The sequence below is a fragment of the Phenylobacterium sp. genome, assembly GCF_046291545.1.
Classification (GTDB): domain Bacteria; phylum Pseudomonadota; class Alphaproteobacteria; order Caulobacterales; family Caulobacteraceae; genus Phenylobacterium.
Window position 1 is genome coordinate 166,848 of the sequence record NZ_JBKBSM010000001.1, and the last position, 18,774, is coordinate 185,621.

General features: G+C 71.0%; 18 protein-coding genes and 1 other RNA gene. 3 read left to right on the top strand and 16 right to left on the bottom strand.

Annotation, left to right across the window (positions count from 1 at the left end; translation table 11 throughout):
* Window positions 1-3 precede the first annotated feature (3 nt).
* Both ACK4YQ_RS00860 and ffs read right to left on the bottom strand, forming a co-directional pair.
* Window positions 4-1,797 carry a DNA polymerase III subunit gamma/tau gene (locus tag ACK4YQ_RS00860; RefSeq protein ID WP_409607312.1) on the bottom strand — a complete coding sequence of 598 codons (1,794 nt, stop codon included), beginning with the start codon at window positions 1,795-1,797 and terminating at the stop codon, window positions 4-6.
* 29 nt (window positions 1,798-1,826) lie between these two features.
* Window positions 1,827-1,925: signal recognition particle sRNA small type (ffs, locus tag ACK4YQ_RS00865), an RNA gene on the bottom strand.
* 59 nt (window positions 1,926-1,984) lie between these two features.
* On the opposite strand from ffs, the gene nudC reads away from it, so the two are divergent.
* The gene (gene nudC, locus ACK4YQ_RS00870) at window positions 1,985-2,917 is read left to right on the top strand and encodes an NAD(+) diphosphatase (protein ID WP_409607314.1); all 933 of its coding nucleotides are present in this window, start codon (window positions 1,985-1,987) and stop codon (window positions 2,915-2,917) included.
* Between the two features lie 7 nt (window positions 2,918-2,924).
* Here the strand turns inward: nudC and ACK4YQ_RS00875 are convergent, their stop codons facing one another.
* Genes ACK4YQ_RS00875 through ACK4YQ_RS00885 form a run of 3 tightly spaced genes read right to left on the bottom strand, consistent with a single transcriptional unit; the run spans window position 2,925 to window position 5,600 of the window.
* A complete protein-coding gene (locus tag ACK4YQ_RS00875; RefSeq protein ID WP_409607316.1) occupies window positions 2,925-3,971 on the bottom strand; it encodes a hypothetical protein in 1,047 nt (348 codons plus the stop codon).
* 49 nt (window positions 3,972-4,020) lie between these two features.
* A complete protein-coding gene (locus tag ACK4YQ_RS00880; protein WP_409607317.1) occupies window positions 4,021-4,866 on the bottom strand; it encodes a prephenate dehydratase in 846 nt (281 codons plus the stop codon).
* Window positions 4,863-5,600 (bottom strand): 3-deoxy-manno-octulosonate cytidylyltransferase, encoded by a 738-nt coding sequence (locus tag ACK4YQ_RS00885; protein ID WP_409607319.1) that lies wholly within the window; start codon window positions 5,598-5,600, stop codon window positions 4,863-4,865. The genes ACK4YQ_RS00880 and ACK4YQ_RS00885 overlap by 4 nt, the downstream gene beginning before the upstream one ends.
* A gap of 192 nt (window positions 5,601-5,792) precedes the next feature.
* Here ACK4YQ_RS00885 and ACK4YQ_RS00890 point away from each other — a divergent pair, with 192 nt between their 5' ends.
* Entirely contained in the window at window positions 5,793-6,473 is a 681-nt protein-coding gene (locus ACK4YQ_RS00890) for a c-type cytochrome (RefSeq protein WP_409607321.1), read from the top strand.
* A gap of 9 nt (window positions 6,474-6,482) precedes the next feature.
* Here ACK4YQ_RS00890 and ACK4YQ_RS00895 read toward each other — a convergent pair whose 3' ends face one another.
* Window positions 6,483-7,319: a C40 family peptidase gene (locus ACK4YQ_RS00895; protein WP_409607323.1), complete on the bottom strand. Its 837-nt coding sequence runs from the start codon at window positions 7,317-7,319 to the stop codon at window positions 6,483-6,485.
* Complete coding sequence (locus tag ACK4YQ_RS00900) at window positions 7,316-8,698, bottom strand: leucyl aminopeptidase family protein (protein ID WP_409607325.1); 1,383 nt, start codon at window positions 8,696-8,698, stop codon at window positions 7,316-7,318. The genes ACK4YQ_RS00895 and ACK4YQ_RS00900 overlap by 4 nt, the downstream gene beginning before the upstream one ends.
* An 87-nt stretch (window positions 8,699-8,785) precedes the next feature.
* Between ACK4YQ_RS00900 and ACK4YQ_RS00905 the strand changes: the two genes are divergently transcribed.
* Complete coding sequence (locus ACK4YQ_RS00905) at window positions 8,786-9,673, top strand: tetratricopeptide repeat protein (protein WP_409607327.1); 888 nt, start codon at window positions 8,786-8,788, stop codon at window positions 9,671-9,673.
* Window positions 9,674-9,685: 12 nt separating this feature from the next.
* On the opposite strand, the gene ACK4YQ_RS00910 is transcribed toward ACK4YQ_RS00905, so the two are convergent.
* The 9 genes from ACK4YQ_RS00910 to ACK4YQ_RS00950 form a co-directional block, all read right to left on the bottom strand.
* On the bottom strand, window positions 9,686-10,657 hold the full coding sequence (locus ACK4YQ_RS00910) for a type II secretion system F family protein (protein ID WP_409607329.1): 972 nt from the start codon (window positions 10,655-10,657) through the stop codon (window positions 9,686-9,688).
* Window positions 10,658-10,666: 9 nt separating this feature from the next.
* Window positions 10,667-11,656 carry a type II secretion system F family protein gene (locus tag ACK4YQ_RS00915; protein ID WP_409607331.1) on the bottom strand — a complete coding sequence of 330 codons (990 nt, stop codon included), beginning with the start codon at window positions 11,654-11,656 and terminating at the stop codon, window positions 10,667-10,669.
* A 2-nt stretch (window positions 11,657-11,658) separates the two neighbouring features.
* A complete protein-coding gene (locus tag ACK4YQ_RS00920; protein ID WP_409607333.1) occupies window positions 11,659-13,185 on the bottom strand; it encodes a CpaF family protein in 1,527 nt (508 codons plus the stop codon).
* Window positions 13,186-14,631: a CpaE family protein gene (locus ACK4YQ_RS00925; RefSeq protein ID WP_409607335.1), complete on the bottom strand. Its 1,446-nt coding sequence runs from the start codon at window positions 14,629-14,631 to the stop codon at window positions 13,186-13,188.
* 16 nt (window positions 14,632-14,647) lie between these two features.
* Complete coding sequence (locus ACK4YQ_RS00930) at window positions 14,648-15,337, bottom strand: CpaD family pilus assembly lipoprotein (protein ID WP_409607337.1); 690 nt, start codon at window positions 15,335-15,337, stop codon at window positions 14,648-14,650.
* A gap of 8 nt (window positions 15,338-15,345) precedes the next feature.
* Window positions 15,346-16,926, bottom strand: coding sequence for a type II and III secretion system protein family protein (locus ACK4YQ_RS00935; RefSeq protein WP_409607339.1), 1,581 nt, complete (start codon window positions 16,924-16,926; stop codon window positions 15,346-15,348).
* Window positions 16,923-17,759 (bottom strand): Flp pilus assembly protein CpaB, encoded by an 837-nt coding sequence (cpaB, locus tag ACK4YQ_RS00940; RefSeq protein WP_409607341.1) that lies wholly within the window; start codon window positions 17,757-17,759, stop codon window positions 16,923-16,925. The genes ACK4YQ_RS00935 and cpaB overlap by 4 nt, the downstream gene beginning before the upstream one ends.
* Before the next feature lie 150 nt (window positions 17,760-17,909).
* On the bottom strand, window positions 17,910-18,416 hold the full coding sequence (locus ACK4YQ_RS00945) for a prepilin peptidase (RefSeq protein ID WP_409607343.1): 507 nt from the start codon (window positions 18,414-18,416) through the stop codon (window positions 17,910-17,912).
* A 128-nt stretch (window positions 18,417-18,544) separates the two neighbouring features.
* On the bottom strand, window positions 18,545-18,718 hold the full coding sequence (locus tag ACK4YQ_RS00950; protein ID WP_409607345.1) for a Flp family type IVb pilin: 174 nt from the start codon (window positions 18,716-18,718) through the stop codon (window positions 18,545-18,547).
* Window positions 18,719-18,774: the final 56 nt, after the last annotated feature.

Here is an 18,774-nt window from a genome sequence, read left to right on the forward strand (position 1 = left end):
CGATCAGTCCTCGTCAGCTTCGGTTTCGGCGTCTTCCAGGGCCGGCGCCTCGGGCTGGGGCAGCACGCGCACCCCGACGATCTCGGCGCCGGGAAAGGCCTGCATCACCGAGCGCACGAAGGGGTCGGCCTCGATCTCGGCCATGACCTCGCGTTCCTCGCGCTTCTGGCGCTCCCACAGGCTCTCGGCCCCGCCGCCCCCCTGGGCGGCGATCAGCCACGGCTGGCCGGTCCATTCGCGCAGGCGCGAGGCCAGCCGCTGGATCAGGTTGCCCGGCGCGCCAGGCGCGGGCTCGAACTCGATGGCCCCGGGCCGGAAGCTGATCGGCCGCACGAAGCGCTCGACGTCCAGGCGCAGGGTGATGTCGCGCTTCTGGTCGATCAGGGCGAGCACGTCCTCGAACTTGGCGAGGGTGATCTGGGGCGGAGCGGCCGGTTGGGGATGAGGGGAGACCGCGCGAGCAGCGGCCGTGGCCCCGCCGCCGCCGGAGGATCCGCCCGCGCCCGCCGGAGCCCCGGCGCTCCCGCCGCCGAGAGGCTCGCCCGACTGCAGGCGCTTCAGCGCCTCTTCGGGGCCGGGCAGGTCGGCGGCGTAGGCCAGGCGGATCAGGGCCATGTCGACCGCGGCCGCCGCGTCGGGGGCGCGGCGCACCTCGTCATAGGCCTTGAGCAGAAGCTGCCAGATGCGCGACAGCGAGCCGGCGGACACCGCCGCTCCCACCGCCGCCAGGCGGGCGGCCTGTTCCTTGGGCAGGGTCAGGGCCTGCGGCCCGACGGCCTTGGCCACCGAGGCGCCGTGGCAGTGGTCCAGGAGGTCGAGCATCACCTGCCCCGGATCGGCGCCGAAGCCGTAGAGGGTGCGGAAGGTCTCGATCGCCGGCCCCGCCTCCCCCCGCATGATCTGTTCGAACAGGCTGATGGTCTGGGCCCGGTCGGCCAGGCCTAGCATGTCGCGGATCGAGGCGGCCGAGACGGTCTGGCCGGCCTCGGCCTGGACGATCGCCTGGTCGAGCATGGACTGGGCGTCGCGCACCGAACCTTCGGCGGCGCGGGCGATCAGCATCAGCCCCTCGGACTCCACCCGGGCGCCTTCGCGCTCGGCGATCATCTCCAGGTTCTTCATGATCACGTCCGGCTCGACCCGGCGCAGGTCGAAACGTTGGCAGCGCGACAGGATGGTCACCGGCACCTTGCGGATCTCGGTGGTGGCGAAGATGAACTTGGCGTGCGGCGGCGGCTCCTCGAGGGTCTTCAGCAGGGCGTTGAACGCCGCCGTCGAGAGCATGTGCACTTCGTCGATGATGTAGACCTTGTAGCGCGCCTCGACCGGGGCGTAGCGTACCCCGTCCAGGAGCTCTCGCATCTCGTCGACCTTGGTGCGGCTGGCGGCGTCGAGCTCCAGCACGTCCATGTGCCGCCCCTCGATGATGGCGCGGCAGTGGCGGCCCTCGGCGGCGAGGTCCAGGCTCGGCTCGTGGACTGCGTCGGTCTCGTAGTTCAGGGCCCGCGCCAGGAGGCGCGCGGTGGTGGTCTTGCCGACCCCGCGCACGCCGGTGAGCATGAAGGCGTGGGCGATGCGGCCGGTGGAGAAGGCGTTGCGCAGGGTGCGCACCATCGCCTCCTGGCCGAACAGGTCCTCGAAGGTCCGGGGCCGGTACTTGCGCGCGATGACCGTGTACGCCGCCCCGCCCTCTTCGGCCGCGGCCGGCTTCGGCGGCGGCGGGGCGCCGAACATGTCCGCCGTGTCGGGATCACGCTCGGGCGTCTGCGGTTCGAGCGTGAGGTCTTCGTCGGCCATGCGTCCTTAGGACGGCTGTGCGTGGAGCTGGGTGGAGACCGGACGACGACCCGGAGCGAAACTCGTTACGGCTGCTTCCTTCCGGACCTGACCGGGTTGGCGAGGCGTCCGCCCGCCGCCGATCTCCGCCCCCTATATCGCGGCCGGAAGGCTCGCGCGCAAGCTTAAGCGACGCTAGAAGGTGGCCATGCCCCTCGACGCCTTCATGAACACCTTCGCCGGCAACCCTCTGAACCGCGCCAGCGAACGCCGCGGCGACGCCGCCTGGCTGGCCGAGAAGCTCGACGCGCCCGACTCGCTGGCCGTGGCCATCTGGAACGGCAAGCCGTTGGTGGAATCGACCAAGGACGGCGGCGTGCAGATCGCCTACCTGCGCGCCGACATGGCCCAGGAGCTGGCCGACAGCTCCTGGGAGCGGCTGCTGTTCCTCGGCCTGTGGAAGGACACGGCGGTCTTCGCCGTGGACATGGAGGGCGCGGCCGATCCGACCGAGGGCCCGCTGCAGGGCCTGGGGCGATTCGAGGACCTTCGCGCGACGGCCCTGCGCATGCCGGCCACCGACGCGGCGATCCTGGCCACCTCCAAGCAGATGTTCGAGTGGCGCCGGCGGCATCGCCACTGCGCCAACTGCGGCGAGCCGAGCGCGGTGGCCGAGGGCGGATGGAAGCGCGTCTGCCCGGCGTGCAACGCCGAGCACTTTCCCCGCACCGACCCCGTCGTGATCATGCTGGCGGTGCATGGGGAACGCTGCATGCTGGGCCGTGGCGCCAACTGGCCGAAGGGCATGTTCTCGGCCCTGGCCGGCTTCCTCGAGCCCGGCGAGACGATCGAGGAGGCCTGCGCGCGCGAGCTGTTCGAGGAGGCGGGCCTGAGGGCGAGCACGGTGCGCTACCACTCCACCCAGCCCTGGCCCTACCCGTCCTCGCTGATGATCGGGCTGATCGCCGAGGTCGACGGCGACCAGGCCACGCCCGACCAGACCGAACTGGCCGAGGTGCGCTGGTTCACGCGCGCCGAAGCCCGCGATCTCCTGGCCGGCAAGGTCGAGGGCGCTGGGGCGCCGGGCGCCATGGCCATCGCCCACCAGCTCATCCGGGCGTGGGCCGAAGCCGAGGTCTGAGCCGGCTCTAGCGGACCTTCAGCACCAGCACCACCAAGAGGGCCGACAGCCCCAGGTGCACCAGCATGAAGCGCACCAGCACCTGGGCGTTCGACCAGCCGAGAGCCTTGCGGCAGTGGTCGTGCAGGGGAAAGCGTATGCTGGTCAGGATCGGGATCTTGAAGAAGCGGGTGACGGCGACCTTCACCAGGCCGGTCGCTCCGTTGAGCAGGATCACCGAGGCCACCAGCAGCAGGAACAGCGGATTGCCGGTGGCCACGACCAGCATGCCGATCAGCAGGCCGAGGGGGCGCGAGCCGGCGTCGCCCATCAGCACCAGACTCGGCGGAGCGTTGTACCAGAGGTAGCCGGAGACGGCGCCGACCATCAGGAACGCCATGATCGCCCAGTTCGCCCCCTGCGGGTTGAACGGAATGTTCAGGTGCGAGGCCACCACCTCGTTGCCGATCACCGTGTAAAGCAGGCCGCCCAGGATCAGGATCGCCGTTCCGCTGAGGCTGCCGGACAGGCCGTCCACCCCGTCGGTGCAGTTGGTGGCGTTGATCGACAGCCAGATCAGGCCGCTGGCCAGCGGAATGGCGAGCCATGGGGAGAGGGCCAGCGCCCCCTTCCAGCCGGGCAGCCAGATCACCCAGTCGCCGAAGCCGAGCATGATCGCGGAAGCGGCGAGCGCGATGGCCGCGTCCATCACCGCCAGCTGGTACTCGGTGAAGCCCCCGCGCCGGTCGTCCAGATAGCCGACGGCCATGGCCGCCAGGATCAGGGGCACGACGTGCAGGGCTGAGGCGTGGATCGGAATGAAGACCACGGCGGCGAGGCTGAAAAGGCTGACGAAGATCAGTCCCGCGCCCACCGGCTTGCCGACGCTCTGGTCGGCGTTGACCGCGAAAGCACGGCCGCGATCGGTGGTCAGCCGCCCCCACAGGCGCGGCAGCAGCCACCAGACGCTGAGCGCCACGAGCGCGTAGCCCACCCCCGCCAGGAAGAAGAAGGAGTTCAGCAGGCGCAGCGGGCCCCAGAGGTGGCCAAGGTTGTCGGCGATGAAGCTCAGCATCGGCTATCCTGCTTCGGGTCCGGACCGGCGTCCTCGGACGCCGGGCGCGTCACCCGCGGTCGCGGAAGGGATCGGCGGGGTAGACGCCGAGGACTTCGAACCGCTCGGAAAAGAACTGCAGTTCCTCGAAGGCGCGGGCCAGGCCCCGGTCCTCGGGCCGCCCGTCGACCTCGGCGTAGAAGAAGGTCGCCGTGAAGGCGCCGTTCTCCATGTAGCTCTCCAGCTTGGTCATGTTCACGCCGTTGGTCGCAAAGCCGCCCAGCGCCTTGTAGAGCGCGGCCGGGATGTTGCGCACGCGGAAGACGAAGCTGGTGATGCAGGGGGCCGTGAACGGCGGCGGCGGCGGATTCGGATCGGCCGTCATCACCAGGAACCGGGTGGTGTTGTGCCGCTCGTCCTCGATGTCGCGCAGGAGAATCTCCAGGCCGTAGATCTCGGCGGCCAGGGCCGGCGAGATGGCGGCGCGGTGCGCATCGGGCTTCTGCGCCAGCAGCTTGGCGGCCAGGGCGGTGTCGCCCACCGTCTCGGCCCGCAGCTTCAGGCGGCGCACGGTCTTGCGGCACTGGGCCAGGGCGATCGGCATGGTCTGCACGACCTGGACATCCTCCAGGCGCACGCCGGGATTGACCATGAGCTGGAAGTGGATTGGCTTGAACCGCTCGCCGATGATCTTGAGCCCCGAGCTCGGCAGCAGGTGGTGCACGTCGGCGACGCGCCCGGCGATGGAGTTCTCCACCGGGATCATCCCCAGGCTGCAGTCGCCGGACTTGATGGCCTCGAACGCCTCCTCGAACGTCGGGTGCGGCGCAGGCTCCATGTCCGGGAAAGCGGCCAGGCACGCCTCGTGGCTGTTGGCGCCCAGTTCCCCCTGGAAGGCGATCCGCCCCTTGGTCATGTCAGCCCCCCTGCAAAGGCCCGCGCGCGCTCAAGGTCGGCGGGATTGTCCACCGAGATCGGCGGCTCGTCGATGACCGCGGCCCAGATGGTCATGCCCATCTCCAGCGCGCGCAGCTGCTCCAGCTTCTCGCGGGTCTCCAGCGGCGAGGGCGGGGCGGCGGTGAAGCGGCGCAGGGCTTCGCGGCGATAGGCGTAGACGCCGTGGTGGTGCCAGACCGGCGCGTCGCCGTAGAGCACCGAGCGGGTGAAGTATAGGGCGCGCCCGCTGCGGCCGTCCGGCGCCATGGCCAGCACCGCCTTGACCATGTCGGGGTTGGTCCGCACGGCCGGGGAGGCCTCGCGCTCGACCACCGTGGCGATGTCGCATTCCGGGTGGGCGGCCAACAGGTCGATCCCGGCGCGAACGACCGAGGGGGCGACGAAGGGCATGTCCCCCTGCAGGTTTACCACCACGTCGTGGCGGCCTTCGGGGTCGAGGGTCTCCAGGGCGGACAGGATGCGGTCGGACCCGGAGGGCAGGTCCGGATCGGTGAGCACGGCGCGCCCGCCGAGGGCTTCCACGGCCTCGACGATCTCCCTGTCGCCGGCGGCCACGGCGGCCGGGCCGACGCCCGCGGCCTCCGCCTGGCGCAGCACACGGACGATCATCGGCACGCCGCCGATGTCCGCCAGCGGTTTTCCCGGCAGGCGTGTGGCGGCCATCCGGGCGGGGATGAGAATGATCGGCGTCATGTGAAATTCGGCGAGGACGGGCGGGCCTGGACCTTGGGCGGAACCGGGGTGAGACGAAGCTTCGCAGAGGCCAACTGGCCGGTTGCGCGAGCGCCGGTAGCGTGTAAGAGAGCCGGGCGCAATAAGGGGCGGGGATTCCCGCGCGGACGCCGGCCTTCGTGGCCGGCCGTGGAGAGGGCCGATTTTAGGACTATGAGCGACCTCACGTTCAACAAGGTCGCCGGCGCGCTGCTGGCGACGGGCCTGGCCATCGTCGGCCTTCGCGAGCTGTCCAGCGGGATCTTTTCGATCGAGAAGGCCGAGAAGCCGGGCTATGCGATCGCTGTGGCCGAGACGGCGAGCGAAGGCGGCGGGGCCGCCGCCGATGCGCCGATCGACTGGGGCACGGTCCTTCCGGCCGCCGACGTGAACGCCGGCGCGGCCGTCTTCGCCAAGTGCAAGTCCTGCCACACCGTCGAACAGGGCGGCGCCAACGGCACCGGCCCGAACCTCTGGGGCATCGTCGGCCGCGCGCCGGGCGGCCACGCCGGCTTCGCCTACTCCGACGCCATGAAGGCGTTCGGCGCCCAGCAGCCCGTCTGGGACTACGAGCACATCTCCGAGTTCGTGAAGGCGCCGCAGAAGTACATTTCCGGCACCAAGATGACCTTCGTCGGCCTGAAGAAGCCGGAAGACCGCATCAACCTGATCGCCTACCTGCACACCCTGGGCTCGACCCTGCCGATCCCGGCCCCTGCGCCGGCCGCGGCGGCGCCGGCCGAGGGCGAAGCGCCCGCCGAGGGCGCAGCGCCGGCGGAAGGCGCGGCGCCGGCCGAAGGGGCCGCTCCCGCCGCCGATGCGGCGGCGCCGGCCGCCCCGGCGGCGAAGTCCTAAGGCGCTGCGTCAGGGCCGGCGGTAGGACGTCGGCTCTCGACCTTCTGCGGCGAGGACCCGCGCCGCCACCTCGTCCAGCGGCTCCACCGTCACGGCCATGTGGTGGGCGTTGGCGTGGATGAGTCGATCCGAGTCCACCATCATGCCGACGTGGCCTCGCCAGAAGACAAGGTCGCCGCGGGTCAGGTCGGCGCGCGCGACGCTGGCGAAGGCCGCTTCCTGCTGATCGGTGTCGCGCGGGCACGCCCGGCCGCAGGCGTAGAGCGCCTGCTGAACCAGTCCTGAACAGTCCAGGCCCAGGCTCTCGCGCCCGCCCCACAGATAGGGCGCGCCGACGAAGCGTTCGACGACGGCGGCCGGATCGCTCTCGAACGCCTCCCCGATCGGGGCGAGGTGTGAATCCACGAACCAGCCTCCGCCGGCGGCCTTGAGGAAGCGGCCCTCGCGGCCCTCCTGCACGACCAGGGCGTTGAGGGAATAGGGGCCGAGCGCGCGCGACTTGATGCTCGGCTCTGCGAAGGCGTAGGTCCGAATCGCCCGCAGCCGATGCGTGGGCGCAGCGCCGGCGGGCGCGAGCGCCGCGGCCTCGACGAAGCCGACGTAGCCGTCCCGCCGCGCCTGGCCCCACGAAAAGCCGCCCTCAGTCTCCAGCACCTCGAACACCTCGCCGAACAGAAGCTGGTCGAGCTGTTCGGCGTCCGGATGCGGCGCCCGCCGGATCGCGGCGGACGGGGCGGCGCAGACCATCAGCGCCGGATCGGCGTAGGCTCCCGCCGGCAGGACGCCCTCCAGCGACCGGGCCGCCAGGTCCGGCCGCGCCAGGGTGGTGCGGGGGTCGTGGCTCACGAATGGCGGTCCGCGATCAGCCGCAGGAGCGCGCGGGCGCCCTGGACCTCCCCGCCCGCCGGCCAGCCCGGCCGACCGCGGGGATTCCAGGCCATGATGTCGAAGTGCAGCCACGGACCGGCCGGGGCGAAGCGCTGCAGGAACAATGCAGCCGTCACCGATCCGGCCTGGGCCCAGCCGTCAGGATCGTTCTTCAGGTCGGCGACGTCGCTCTCCAGGGCGTCGGCGTAGCCTTTCCAGAGGGGCATGCGCCAGAGGGGATCGCCCACGGCCCTGGCGGCCGCCTCGAGCTGCGCGGCCAGGTCGTCGTCGTCGGTGTAGAAGGGCGGCAGTTGCGGGCCCAGGGCCGCACGCGCGGCGCCGGTCAGGGTGGCCATGTCGATCGTCAGGACCGGATCCATCTCGGCCGCCCGGGCCAGGGCGTCGGCCAGGATCAGGCGACCCTCGGCGTCGGTGTTGCCGACCTCGATGCTGAGCCCCTTGCGCGACGCCAGAACGTCGCCCGGCCGCATGGCGTCGCCCGAGATGGCGTTCTCCACCACCGGGATCAGCACGGCCAGGCGCACCGGCAGGTTGGCGGCCATGATCATCCGGGCCAGGGCCAGCACATTGGCGGCGCCGCCCATGTCCTTCTTCATCAGCCGCATGCCGGACGAGGGCTTGATGTCCAGGCCGCCGGTGTCGAACACCACGCCCTTGCCGACCAGCGCGATCAGCGGGTCCTTGGAGCGGCCCCAGTCGATCTCGATCATGCGCGGCGCGCGCTCGGGCACGGCGGCGCGGCCGACGGCGTGGACGGCGGGATAGTTCGCCTCCAGGAGCCCCTCGCCGACGATCACGGTGATGCGGGCCTTGAACTGCTCGGCCACCTCACGGGCGATGGTCTCGATCTGCAGCGGGCCCATGTCGTTGGCCGGGGTGTTGATCATGTCGCGCGCCATGGCGCAGGCGTGAGCCTGCTGACGGGCGCTTTCGAGGTGGGCGGCCTCGACGACGAGGCGCGGACGCTCCGCCGGCTTCTTCTTGTAGCGGTCGAAGCGGTAGCTCCCGAGGGCGAAGGCCACAGCCACCAGTTCGCCGTCCAGCCCCGCGGGCGCCTGGGCGATGCGGTAGTCCCCGCCCGGCAGCCTGGCCGGCAGCCCGCGGAAGGCCATGGCGTCAGGCACGCCCGCCGCTCCCAGGCCGAACAGCACCCGCTCCACGCCTCCGTCCGCGTCCGGGACGGCCAGAAGCTGGCCGGCCTTGCCCTTGAACTCCTGCAGGCCGGCCAGGGCGCGGGCCATCGGCGGAGCGGCGTCGAGGGCGGCCGCGACCTCGGTTTCGAAGATCGCGTGGACCGGGACGGCCCGGTCGGCGGCGGTGACGAGGACTTCGGACATGGCGGATCCTGGGCGCGTACTTATGCTTAACGCTTCCTTTAAGCGGCGGGCGGATGCTGGGCGCGTTCAGCAGGAGCCCGCAATTCCATGTGTCGCATGTCGGCGCTCGCCGCAACCGCCCTCGCCCTGATCCTGGCCGCCGAGCCGGCGTACGCCTGGCCCGGGCGCGGCGGCGACAAGACCGCATCGGACAAGACCGGGTCGGACAGGGCCGCGTCGGACAGGGCCGCGACCGCGGAGCCGGCCAGGGCCTCCGCCGCGGACAAGGCTGCGCCGCCGGCCCCGCCCCGCCCGGCCACGCCCGAGGAACGGGCCATCGCCAACCGGCTGGACCCGCTGGCGCGGGCGGCCTTCTGGGCGCGGGAGGCGGAAATCGCCCCCAGCGACGCCGAGGCCGGCGCGAACCTGTCGCAAGCGCTGCGAGCCATGGGCAAGTATCCCGAGGCCGCGGCCGCCGCCCAGCGCACCCTGTCGGTGGCGCCCGACAGCGTCGAAGTGCTGCTGGAACTCGCGCGCGCCCAGATCGGCGCGGGCCGGGGCTTCTACGCCATCGAGCCGGCCAGGCGCGCCCAGGCGCTGGCGCCGCGGGACTGGCGGCCCCTGTCGCTGCTGGGCGTCGCCTACGAACAGGCCGAACGGCCGGGCGAGGCCCTGGCCGCCCACCGCCAGGCGGTGGCCCTGGCTCCGAACAATCCCGCGGCCATCGGCAACCTGGCGATGTTCCTCGCCGGCCAGGGCCAGACGGCCGAAGCCGAACAGTTGCTGCGCAAGGCGGCGGCCATGCCTGGCGCGCCGATCCACGTGCGCCAGAACCTGGCCCTTGTGCTAGGCCTGCAAGGACGGCTGGCGGAAGCCGAGGCGCTGGCGCGCCAGGACCTGCCCCCGGCGATGGTCGAGAGCAATATGGCCTACCTGCGGGCGGCCAATTCCCTGGGCGCGTCGCGCTCCTGGGATTCGGTGCGCGGGACGCCCTGACGGGCGCCCAGGCTACTTCATCGTGTCGGTGACCTTGATGATCGCCGGCCCGAGGATCACCACGAACAGCACCGGCAGGAAGAACACGATCATCGGCACGGTGAGCTTGGCGGGAAGCTGGGCCGCCTTCTTCTCCGCCGCCGCCAGGCGCATCTCGCGGTTCTCCTTGGCCATGACCCGCAGGGCCGCGCCGAGGGGCGTGCCGTAGCGCTCGGCCTGGATCATCGCGGTCATCACCGACTTCACGCCTGGATGGTTGGTGCGCCGGGCCATGCCCTCGTAGGCCATGCGGCGGTCGGGCAGGTAGGACAGTTCGGCGGTCAGCAGTGTCATCTCCTCGGCGAGCTCGATCGAGTTGCCGCCGATCTCCTGGCTGACCTTCTGGATCGCCGCCTCGACGCTCATCCCCGATTCCACGCAGATCAGCAGCAGGTCGAGCGCATCGGGGAACGCGCCGACGATGGATTCCCGCCGCTTCTGGGCGACGTTGGAGATGTAGAGGTTGGGGGCGTAGTAGCCGAGCGTCAGCCCGCCCACGGTGGCGGTGATGCGGGTGATCGTCGGCCAGCCGAAGTCGTTGACGACGAACAGATAGAAGCCGATCGCCGCGGCGAACAGGAACGGCGAGACGAAGCGGAAGAAGTAGAAGGTCGTCACCGGCCGCGGGCCCCGGTAGCCGGCCTGGGCCAGCTTCTCGACGACGTTGGGGTCCTCCAGCAGCCGCGACAGCTCCAGGCGCTCGACGATCTTCTTGTAGAGACCCTCGTCGGTGTGGCGCAGCGATCCCTGGCTCTTGGTGGCCAGCGCCTCGCGCGACTTGCGCCGCAGTTCCTCGCGCCGCGTCGACACCGACTTCAGCCGCGCCTCCAGGTTGGAGCGGCTCATCAGCGGCATGGCGACGGTGACCACCGTGGCGAAGCAGACCAGGGCCACGAACACCGTCAGGAGGTTGTCCGGGTTCTCGATGAAGGCGATCAGATCCATGCGCCGGCCCTAGATCTTGAAGTTGATCATGCGGCGCATCACGAAGATGCCGATCGCCATCCAGACCCCGCCGGCCGCCAGCATGAGCTTGCCGCGCGGGTCGGTGAACATGGGCAGCATGTAGGCCGGGCTGGTCATGCTGATCAGCATGACGACGCCGGGAGGCAGCGAGCCGATGATGAAGGCCGAGGCGACGGCTTCGCCCGACAGAGCCTTGATCTTCTCGCGCATCAGCTTGCGGGCGCGGATGACCGAGGACAGGTTGGCCAGGGCCTCGGCCAGGTTGCCGCCGGTCTTGGACTGGATCGACAGGACGATGCCGAAGAAGCGCAGCTCCGCCGTCGGCATGCGCTCGTACATATTGTCCAGCGACTGATCCATGCTCATGCCGAGCGCCAGGTTCTCGGTCAGGCGCTTGAACTCGCCGGCCAGCGGCTCGGCCGTCTCCTGGGCGATCACCCGCAGGCTGTCGTGCACCGGCAGGCCCGACTTGATGCCGCGGGTGATGATGTCGAGCGCGTCCGGGAACGCCTCGGTGAACTTCTTGGTGCGCCGGTTGGCGAGGAAGCCGACCACCCAGCGCGGCAGGCCGAGCGCCGAGGCGAAGCCCAGGCCGAAGGCGACGGGCGCGCTCTGTCCGATCACCAGCAGGATCAGCACCACGGCCGCCCCGAGGCCGGCGCTCATCATCCAGAAGACGCGGACGTTGTCGCCAAGGCCGGCCTGCTGCATCCGCGCGGCGATGTTGAAGCGCGCCTTCTTCGACTTGCGCTCCTCCTCGCGCAGGGTCTTCAGGATCTGCTTGCGGCGCTGCTCCTGGGCGCTCGACTGCCCCCGGCGGCTTTTGACCTCGCGCGCCTCGTTGCGGCCGATCACGGCCTGGGTGCGCTTCTGCGTGCGCGCCTGCGACGGGTTCACCCCGACCAGCACGAAGCCGAAGCCGGCCACCGCCACGAAGCCGAGGACGGCGACCAGCAGGGTGAGAAGCGTCGGGTCCATGGCTATTCGGCCGCGTCGAGCGCTTCGGCGAGCTCGCGCTCAAGGCCGTAATAGCGCGCACGGTCCCAGAACCGCGGGCGGGCGATGCCGGTGGAGCGGTGGCGCCCGACCACCCGCCCGTCGGCGTCTTCGCCGGTGATCTCGTAGACGAACAGGTCCTGGGTGATGATCACGTCGCCTTCCAGGCCCACCACCTCGGTGACGTGGGTGATGCGCCGCGAGCCGTCGCGCAGGCGGGCGGCCTGGATGATCACGTCCACCGAGCCGACGATCATCTCGCGGATGGTCTTGGAGGGCAGGCCGTAGCCGCCCATGGTGATCATGGACTCCAGGCGGCTGATCGCTTCGCGCGGGCTGTTGGCGTGCAGCGTGCCCATCGAGCCGTCGTGACCGGTGTTCATGGCCTGCAGGAGGTCGAACGCCTCCGGCCCGCGCACTTCGCCGACGATGATCCGCTCCGGGCGCATCCGCAGGCAGTTCTTGACCAGATCGCGCATGGTGATCTGGCCCTGGCCTTCCAGGTTCGGCGGCCGGGTTTCCAGGCGCACCACGTGCGGCTGCTGAAGCTGCAGCTCGGCGGCGTCCTCGCAGGTGATCACCCGCTCGGTGGGGTCGATGAACGCCGTCATGGTGTTGAGCAGCGTGGTCTTCCCCGAGCCGGTGCCGCCGGAGATGATCACGTTGCATCGGCAGGCGCCGATCACGCCCAGCACGCGCGCCCCTTCCGGGCTGATGGAGCCGAACTCCACCAGATTGCGCATGGTGAGCTTGTCTTTCTTGAACTTCCGGATCGTGAGCGTCGGCCCGTCGAGCGCGAGCGGCGAGGAGATGACGTTCACGCGGCTGCCGTCGGGAAGGCGCGCGTCGCAGATCGGCGAGCTTTCGTCGACGCGCCGGCCGACTTGGCTGACGATCCGCTGGCAGATGTTCATCAGCTGGGCGTTGTCGCGGAAGCGCACGTTGGTGAGCTGGACCTTGCCGCCGACTTCGATGAACACCCGGGTGGCCCCGTTGACCATGATGTCGGCGATGTCGTCGCGCGCCAGCAGGGGCTCGAGCGGCCCGTAGCCCAGGACGTCGTTGATGATGTCCTGGACGAGCATGTCCTGCTCGGACACCGACATCGAGACGTTCTTGATCGCCACCAGCTCGGCGACGATGTCGCGGATCTCCTCCGCCGCGGCCTTGGCGTCCAGCTGGGCGAGCTGGGCCAGGTCGATCGTGTTGATCAGGGCGTTGAAGATCGTGGTCTTGGTGGCGTGGTAGTAGTCCGACTGCTCGCGCACGATCTGCGCGGCGGGCGCGGGACCCTGGGCCTGCTTCAGCTGTTCGAAGGCGGAGGTCAGCTTCGGCCCGCCGCCTGCGGCCGGCGTCGGGGCGGCCGCGGAGGGCGACGCCGGGGCGGCCTTGGCCTTGGGGTCGATCCGCTGGGGACGCGTGGCGATGGCCGGCCCGCCCGGCGCCGGTGGCGGAGGCGCCGCCTCGGCGGTCTTGCGCGCGTCTGCGTCGGTCGGGCGTCTTCCGAACATCTACTTGCGCTTGAACAGGCTGGAGAGGAACGAGGACTTCTGCGGCGGCGGCGGATCACGCCGGCTGATCTGGCGGGCGAGCTGGTCGATCGCCTCAGCGGCCTTGGACTTGGGGCCCACCTCGCAGATCATCTGTCCGTTGTTGGCCGCCTGGCCGAACAGCTTGGCGTCGAACGGCATGACCAGGGCGGGGGTCAGGCCGAGGGCCTCGCCGAAATCCTTGATCGGGATCTCCGGCCGGCCGGGCACGCCGACCTGGTTCAGGACCAGCCGCGGCGGGGCGTCGTTGGGCCGCGCGCGGCGGACCAGGTCGACCATGTTCTTGGCGTTGCGCAGCGAGGCCAGGTCGGGCGTGGCGACGATGACCAGGTCGTCGGACGCCAGCAGCACCCGGCGGGTCCAGGCGCTCCACAGGTGCGGCAGGTCGAGGACCACGAAGGGCGCGGCGCCGCGGATCTTCTGGGTGACTTCCTCGAAGGCCTCGACGCTGATCTCGTAGTCCTGATCGAGCGTCGCCGGGGCGGCGAACAGGCTCAGCCGCTCGCCGCAGCGGACCATCATCCGCTCCATCAGGACGCTGTCGAGCCGGTCGGGCTGGCTCAGGGCGTCGGCGATGCCCTGCAACGGGTCCTGGTTGAAATCGAGGCCGGCGGTGCCGAACGGCAGGTCCATGTCGACCAGGACCGCGTTGGTCATCAGCTGTTCGGTGATCGCGTGGGCGACGTTGTGCGCCAGGGTCGAGGCGCCGACGCCGCCCTTGGCCCCGCAGAAGGCGATCTGGCGGCCCACGAAGGGCGAGGAGGGATCGGCGTAGAGGTTGGTGAAGGCCTGCACCGCCTGCAGCGGGGCGAACGGCGGCACGAGGTACTCGCTCACTCCGCGGCGCATCAACTCGCGATAGAGGCCGATGTCGTTGGCGGCCCCGATCACCACCACCTTGGTCCCGGGGTCGCAGACCTCGGCCAGTTGATCGAGCTGGGCCAGCATGGCGGCCGGCGCATCGACGCACTCGACCACCACCAGCGAAGGCGTGGCCAGGTTCTGGTAGGCCTCGACGGCTCCTTGCAGGCCGCCCATCTCAAGGCTGACCGTGGCCCGCTCCATGCGCCGGTCGGCGGCCGCGCGCTCCAGGATGGCGGCCGTTTCTGGCCGGGCGCAGAACATGTGCACGGTGATGCGCGGCAGGCTGGCCTCGCCGAACGCGGCCTCGGCGCCCGCGATCATCTCGTGGACCGGATGAGGGGCGGGCGCGGCGGCTTCCGGCGGCGGGTCGAAGGGATCGGCGGCCGGCGGGCGGGCCGGCGGCAGGTCGGCGAAGGGGTCGGAGCTCTCGTCGAGCGCCGAGTCCGCGTCGTCCCAGGCCTGGTCGCGCGGGGCGGCGGTGAACTCGTCGTCGGCCTCGAACTCCAGGTCGAAGGGATCGTGGCTGGCGGATTGGGGATTCATCTCTACACGCCCTCGCCTACCGCACCGCCTGGGAAACCGCGCCGCTGGCCCTCTGGTCGGCGGCGGCGGACGTGACCTGACCGGCGCGGTACTTCTCCAGCACCGTCTCGCGCCGGCCGGCGTCGGCCGGATCCATGCCGCGGGGGGCGGCCAGGTCCGCGGGATTGGCGATCTGGGCGGCCATGTTGGCCGTGACTGCGCAGCCGAAGTTGGGCTGGACCTGGTTGGCGGCGCTGCGGGCCAGGTTCGTCCACTTCTGCCCGCACTGCGGGATGCTGACCTGATGGCGCAGGAAGCCGACGACGATCGGCGCGGCGGCGTCCCCCGCCGCGTCGTAGCCGACGAGTTCGATCATGTGGTCCGGCACCCCCAGGGCGGCCAGGCGCGCCCGGGCGCCCTCGGCCGTGCGGTGCACCGCCGCGCCGTCCGGTCCTTCCCCGGCCGGGGCCTGGATGCGGATCGCGCCGGCCTCGGCGTCGCGCCAGCTCTGGGCCATCGCCGCCAGCGCCGCCGCCTGGTTGGCCGACAGGCCCTGGGCGTGAGGCGCAAGGCGGATCTCCTCGGGCTGGGCGCTGACCTGGGGCGCGAACTGCTCGGTCGGCGTCCGGGCGTCGGCCACGGCGTCGGGGGCAGGCTTGGTGGCGCAGGCGGCGAGGCCGGCGCTCAGGGCGGCCGCGGCGAACAGGCTGATGGCGGGATGGGTCATGCGCGCGCTCATTCGATCACGTAGCCGTAGGGCCCCTGGTAGGTGCGCCCCTCGGTCGCCTGCGGCTTGACCTTGTAGGCCTTGTTCAGCCGGCCCAGGAGCAGGGTCGAGGCGTCGTCGGCGATCTTCAGCCCGTCGACCGGGGTCTGCAGTCGGTCCGGCGAGGTGGGCGAGACGATGTAGGGCGTGACGATCACCACCAGTTCGGTCTCGCCCGACTGGTAGTCGCGCGAGCGGAACAGGGTCCCCAGCACCGGCAGGTTCATCATGCCGGGGAGCGAATCGAGGGTCTGCTTGGTGGTCTCCTGCAGCAGGCCCGCGATCATCAGGGCGCCGCCGGAGGGCAGCTCGACGCTCGTCTCGGCGCGGCGCACCTTCAGCGCCGGGATGGTGAGGGTGGTGGTGGAGCTGGCGGCCAGGCTGAAGGCGCCCTCGGTCGACAGCTCCGAGACCTCCGTCGACACCTTCAGGGCGATGCGCCCGCCGGAGAGCACGACCGGGGTGAAGCCGAGGCCGACGCCGAACGGCTTGAACTCCACGGAGACGCGGCCGTCGGAGTCCGCCCCCGTCGGCACCGGGTATTCGCCGCCGGCCAGGAACCTGGCCGACTCGCCCGACACCGCCGTCAGGTTCGGCTCGGCCAGGGTGCGGATCAGGCCGACGCGCTCAAACGCCTTGATCTGGCTGTTGGCCTGGTTGAGGCCGGGGCTGCCGGCCGTCTCCTTCACCGACGCGGTGTCCCAGTTGGAGGCGACCGTAGAATCGCGGGTGACGATGTCGCAGAGCTTGCCGTCCCAATCGACGCCGTCGCAGGGGAACTGGGTGACCGGCTGCTGGGTGGTGTCTGTCGTGTAGCCGCCGGTGACGCCGCCCAGAAGGCTGCCGTTCACGCCGAAGGTGGCGGCCTTGGAGATCAGGTACTGCGTCTCCCCGACCTGGCCCAGCACGGCCGATAGGTCGAAGCCGAGCTGCTTGATGACGCTGCGCTGCATCTCGACGATGCGCACCTTCAGCATCACCTGGTCCTTGCCGGCGATGCTGAGCATGTTCAGCACCTGCTCGGGCTTGGTCACCGCCGCACGGGCGATCTGGACCGCCTTGTCCGCGTCGGCGGCGCTCATCACCTGGCCGGAGAGGATGACGCTGTCGTTCATCGCATCGACCCGCACGGCCGAGCCGGGGACGATGCGGTTGATGGTCTGGGCCAGCGCCGAGGTGTCCTGGTCGACCCGCACGTCGAGGGACAGGATGCGGCGCCCCTGGGCGTCGAAGAAGACCGCGTCGGTCTGGCCGGCGGCGACGCCGAGCACATAGATCCGCCGCGGCGTGCGCAGGACCGCGTCGGCCACGGCGGGATTGGTCACCAGCACGTCGCGCGCGTCGACCGGCAGTTCGACGATCGCCGACTTGCCGCGCGGCAGGGACAGCGACTGGGAGGCGCCGCCCGCGGACAGGTCCACGCGCACCACCGCCGACGAGGCCGAGGCGCCGGCGGCCAGCGCCATGTCGCGCGCCGTGGACTGCGCCAGGGCCGGGCCGGCCGCCGCCGCGCAGGCGACGAGGGCGAGGATCAGTCTGGACAAGCTCATCGCACCGCCACCTCGGTCGCTTTGTCGGCGCGGAAGACCCGCACCGTGGTGTTCTCGCCGCCGCCGCCGCGGCCCACCGGGCCGCCTATGTCGGAATAGGCCCGCAGGACCAGGACCATCTGCCCCTGGGCGCGGCCCCGGACGAGCACAGAGGCGTCCTGGGCGGGCACTTCCAGAGTGGCCACCGAGCCGACCATCGACTTGGCGTCCTTGCCCGGCTCCAGCGACTGGTCGATCGCCAGCACGCGGACGTTGCGAAGCAGGGTCTCAGTGACGAAGCCGCGGTCGCCGCCGGCGTCGCGGCTCTGCATCACGTCCACGCGGTCGCCCGGGAGGACGAAGCCGCCGGCGGTGGTCTCGTTGGAGATCGGCACCGCCACGGCGCGCATTCCCGGCTGCAGGACCACGGCCATGTAGCCGCCCTCCCCGCCGCGGACGATCTTGCGGGCGATGATCGGCTCTCCCTTCAGGATCGGTTCCTTCACCACCGCGCCTTCCAGGGCCTCGATCGGACCGGGGCCGGCCACCAGGTCGCCGGCGGCCTTGGCGACCTTGGCCGCCCCCTTGGCTTCGGGCGCCGGCGCGGCGCCGTCGGTGATGAAGGTGGCGTTCAGCGATTCCACGGGCCAGGCCTGCCAGCCCACGTCCGCGGCGACCAGGGTGGCGCCGATCGGCAGGTCGCGCTGGGCGACCAGGACCCGCGCCATCGGCTTGCCGGCCTCGGCCGCGACCGGGGCCTGCGGCTTGGGCGCCATCATGCCGCGCACGAGCAGCGCGACGGCGATCGCGGCGATCGCGGCGATGGCGAGAATGGCGATTCGAAGAGCGCCCATGGACTCGATCAAGCTCCCGCGCGGCGGGTGACTGGCGGCGTCCCATGCTTCCACGCGGGCGCGCACGATTCGGTTGGCCGGCCTTCTGGCGGCGGTTCAAATTCGCGTCCGCATAGTTAACGCCCCGCTAAGGCGCGGGCCGCGGCGGCCTTAAAACACTGGCGCCAGTGCGGAGAGCGGAAAGGCGACGAGGGCGCCCACGCAGATCGCCGCGCCGTAGGGCACGTTTTCCCCCCGGGTGGCCAGTCGGCCGAGCCAGGCCGGGCCGGTGGTGAGCAGCGGCTGAAGGATCGAGTTGCGGGCGGCCAGGAGGATGACGGCCAGGGCCCCGCCGGCGATCGCCGTGACCACCACAAAGGTGAGCGCCGCCGGCCAGCCCAGCCACAGGCCCGCCGCGGCGAACAGCTTGGCGTCGCCTCCGCCGATCCAGCCGAGGGCGAACATCACCATGCCGGCCAGCAGGGCGGCGACGCCGACGGCGAGGTGCTGCCCCGCGAGCGGCAGCGGCAGGCCCTGGACCAGGGCGGCGGGCACGAAGGCGGCGATCAGGGCCAGGGAGATCCAGTTGGGGATGGTGTAGCTGGTCACGTCGCGCAGGGCCGCCGTGACCACCAGGGCCGGAAACACCAGCATCAGCGCCGACTGCAGAACCATCATCCTCTCCTTGGGTCGCCCGATCATGCCGCGCACCGATGAACGGAGGGTTGAGCCGGGCTGCGCGCCGAATGCGAAAAGGGCCGCGGAGCTTTCGCCCCGCGGCCCCGTTCCGGTGCTGGCGTCGCCGATTAGGCGGCGTTGTCCAGCGAGGTGCCCACGTCGCCGAAGGTGTTGGCGATCGAGTTCTTCAGCAGGCTGAGGGCCGACACGAGGGCGACGGCGATCAGAGCGGCGATCAGGCCATATTCGATGGCGGTGGCGCCGGATTCGTCCTTCACGAAGCGCGAAACGAACTTGGTCATGTCATTCTCCTTCATAGCTCTTCGAGCAGCTAGTTGAGGGACCAAGCCGTTGACTT

Excerpts from the sequence above, each read along its gene's own strand:
- nudC (WP_409607314.1), top strand. The coding sequence starts at position 1,985 with ATGCCCCTCGACGCCTTCATGAACACCTTCGCCGGCAACCCTCTGAAC.
- ACK4YQ_RS00900 (WP_409607325.1), bottom strand. The coding sequence starts at position 8,698 with ATGTCCGAAGTCCTCGTCACCGCCGCCGACCGGGCCGTCCCGGTCCAC.
- ACK4YQ_RS00950 (WP_409607345.1), bottom strand. The coding sequence starts at position 18,718 with ATGACCAAGTTCGTTTCGCGCTTCGTGAAGGACGAATCCGGCGCCACC.
- ACK4YQ_RS00935 (WP_409607339.1), bottom strand. The coding sequence starts at position 16,926 with ATGAGCTTGTCCAGACTGATCCTCGCCCTCGTCGCCTGCGCGGCGGCG.
- ACK4YQ_RS00885 (WP_409607319.1), bottom strand. The coding sequence starts at position 5,600 with ATGACGCCGATCATTCTCATCCCCGCCCGGATGGCCGCCACACGCCTG.
- cpaB (WP_409607341.1), bottom strand. The coding sequence starts at position 17,759 with ATGGGCGCTCTTCGAATCGCCATTCTCGCCATCGCCGCGATCGCCGCG.
- ACK4YQ_RS00915 (WP_409607331.1), bottom strand. The coding sequence starts at position 11,656 with ATGGACCCGACGCTTCTCACCCTGCTGGTCGCCGTCCTCGGCTTCGTG.
- ACK4YQ_RS00945 (WP_409607343.1), bottom strand. The coding sequence starts at position 18,416 with ATGATGGTTCTGCAGTCGGCGCTGATGCTGGTGTTTCCGGCCCTGGTG.
- ACK4YQ_RS00890 (WP_409607321.1), top strand. The coding sequence starts at position 5,793 with ATGAGCGACCTCACGTTCAACAAGGTCGCCGGCGCGCTGCTGGCGACG.
- ACK4YQ_RS00930 (WP_409607337.1), bottom strand. The coding sequence starts at position 15,337 with ATGACCCATCCCGCCATCAGCCTGTTCGCCGCGGCCGCCCTGAGCGCC.
- ACK4YQ_RS00920 (WP_409607333.1), bottom strand. The coding sequence starts at position 13,185 with ATGTTCGGAAGACGCCCGACCGACGCAGACGCGCGCAAGACCGCCGAG.
- ACK4YQ_RS00925 (WP_409607335.1), bottom strand. The coding sequence starts at position 14,631 with ATGAATCCCCAATCCGCCAGCCACGATCCCTTCGACCTGGAGTTCGAG.
- ACK4YQ_RS00860 (WP_409607312.1), bottom strand. The coding sequence starts at position 1,797 with ATGGCCGACGAAGACCTCACGCTCGAACCGCAGACGCCCGAGCGTGAT.
- ACK4YQ_RS00905 (WP_409607327.1), top strand. The coding sequence starts at position 8,786 with ATGTGTCGCATGTCGGCGCTCGCCGCAACCGCCCTCGCCCTGATCCTG.
- ACK4YQ_RS00875 (WP_409607316.1), bottom strand. The coding sequence starts at position 3,971 with ATGCTGAGCTTCATCGCCGACAACCTTGGCCACCTCTGGGGCCCGCTG.
- ACK4YQ_RS00880 (WP_409607317.1), bottom strand. The coding sequence starts at position 4,866 with ATGACCAAGGGGCGGATCGCCTTCCAGGGGGAACTGGGCGCCAACAGC.
- ACK4YQ_RS00910 (WP_409607329.1), bottom strand. The coding sequence starts at position 10,657 with ATGGATCTGATCGCCTTCATCGAGAACCCGGACAACCTCCTGACGGTG.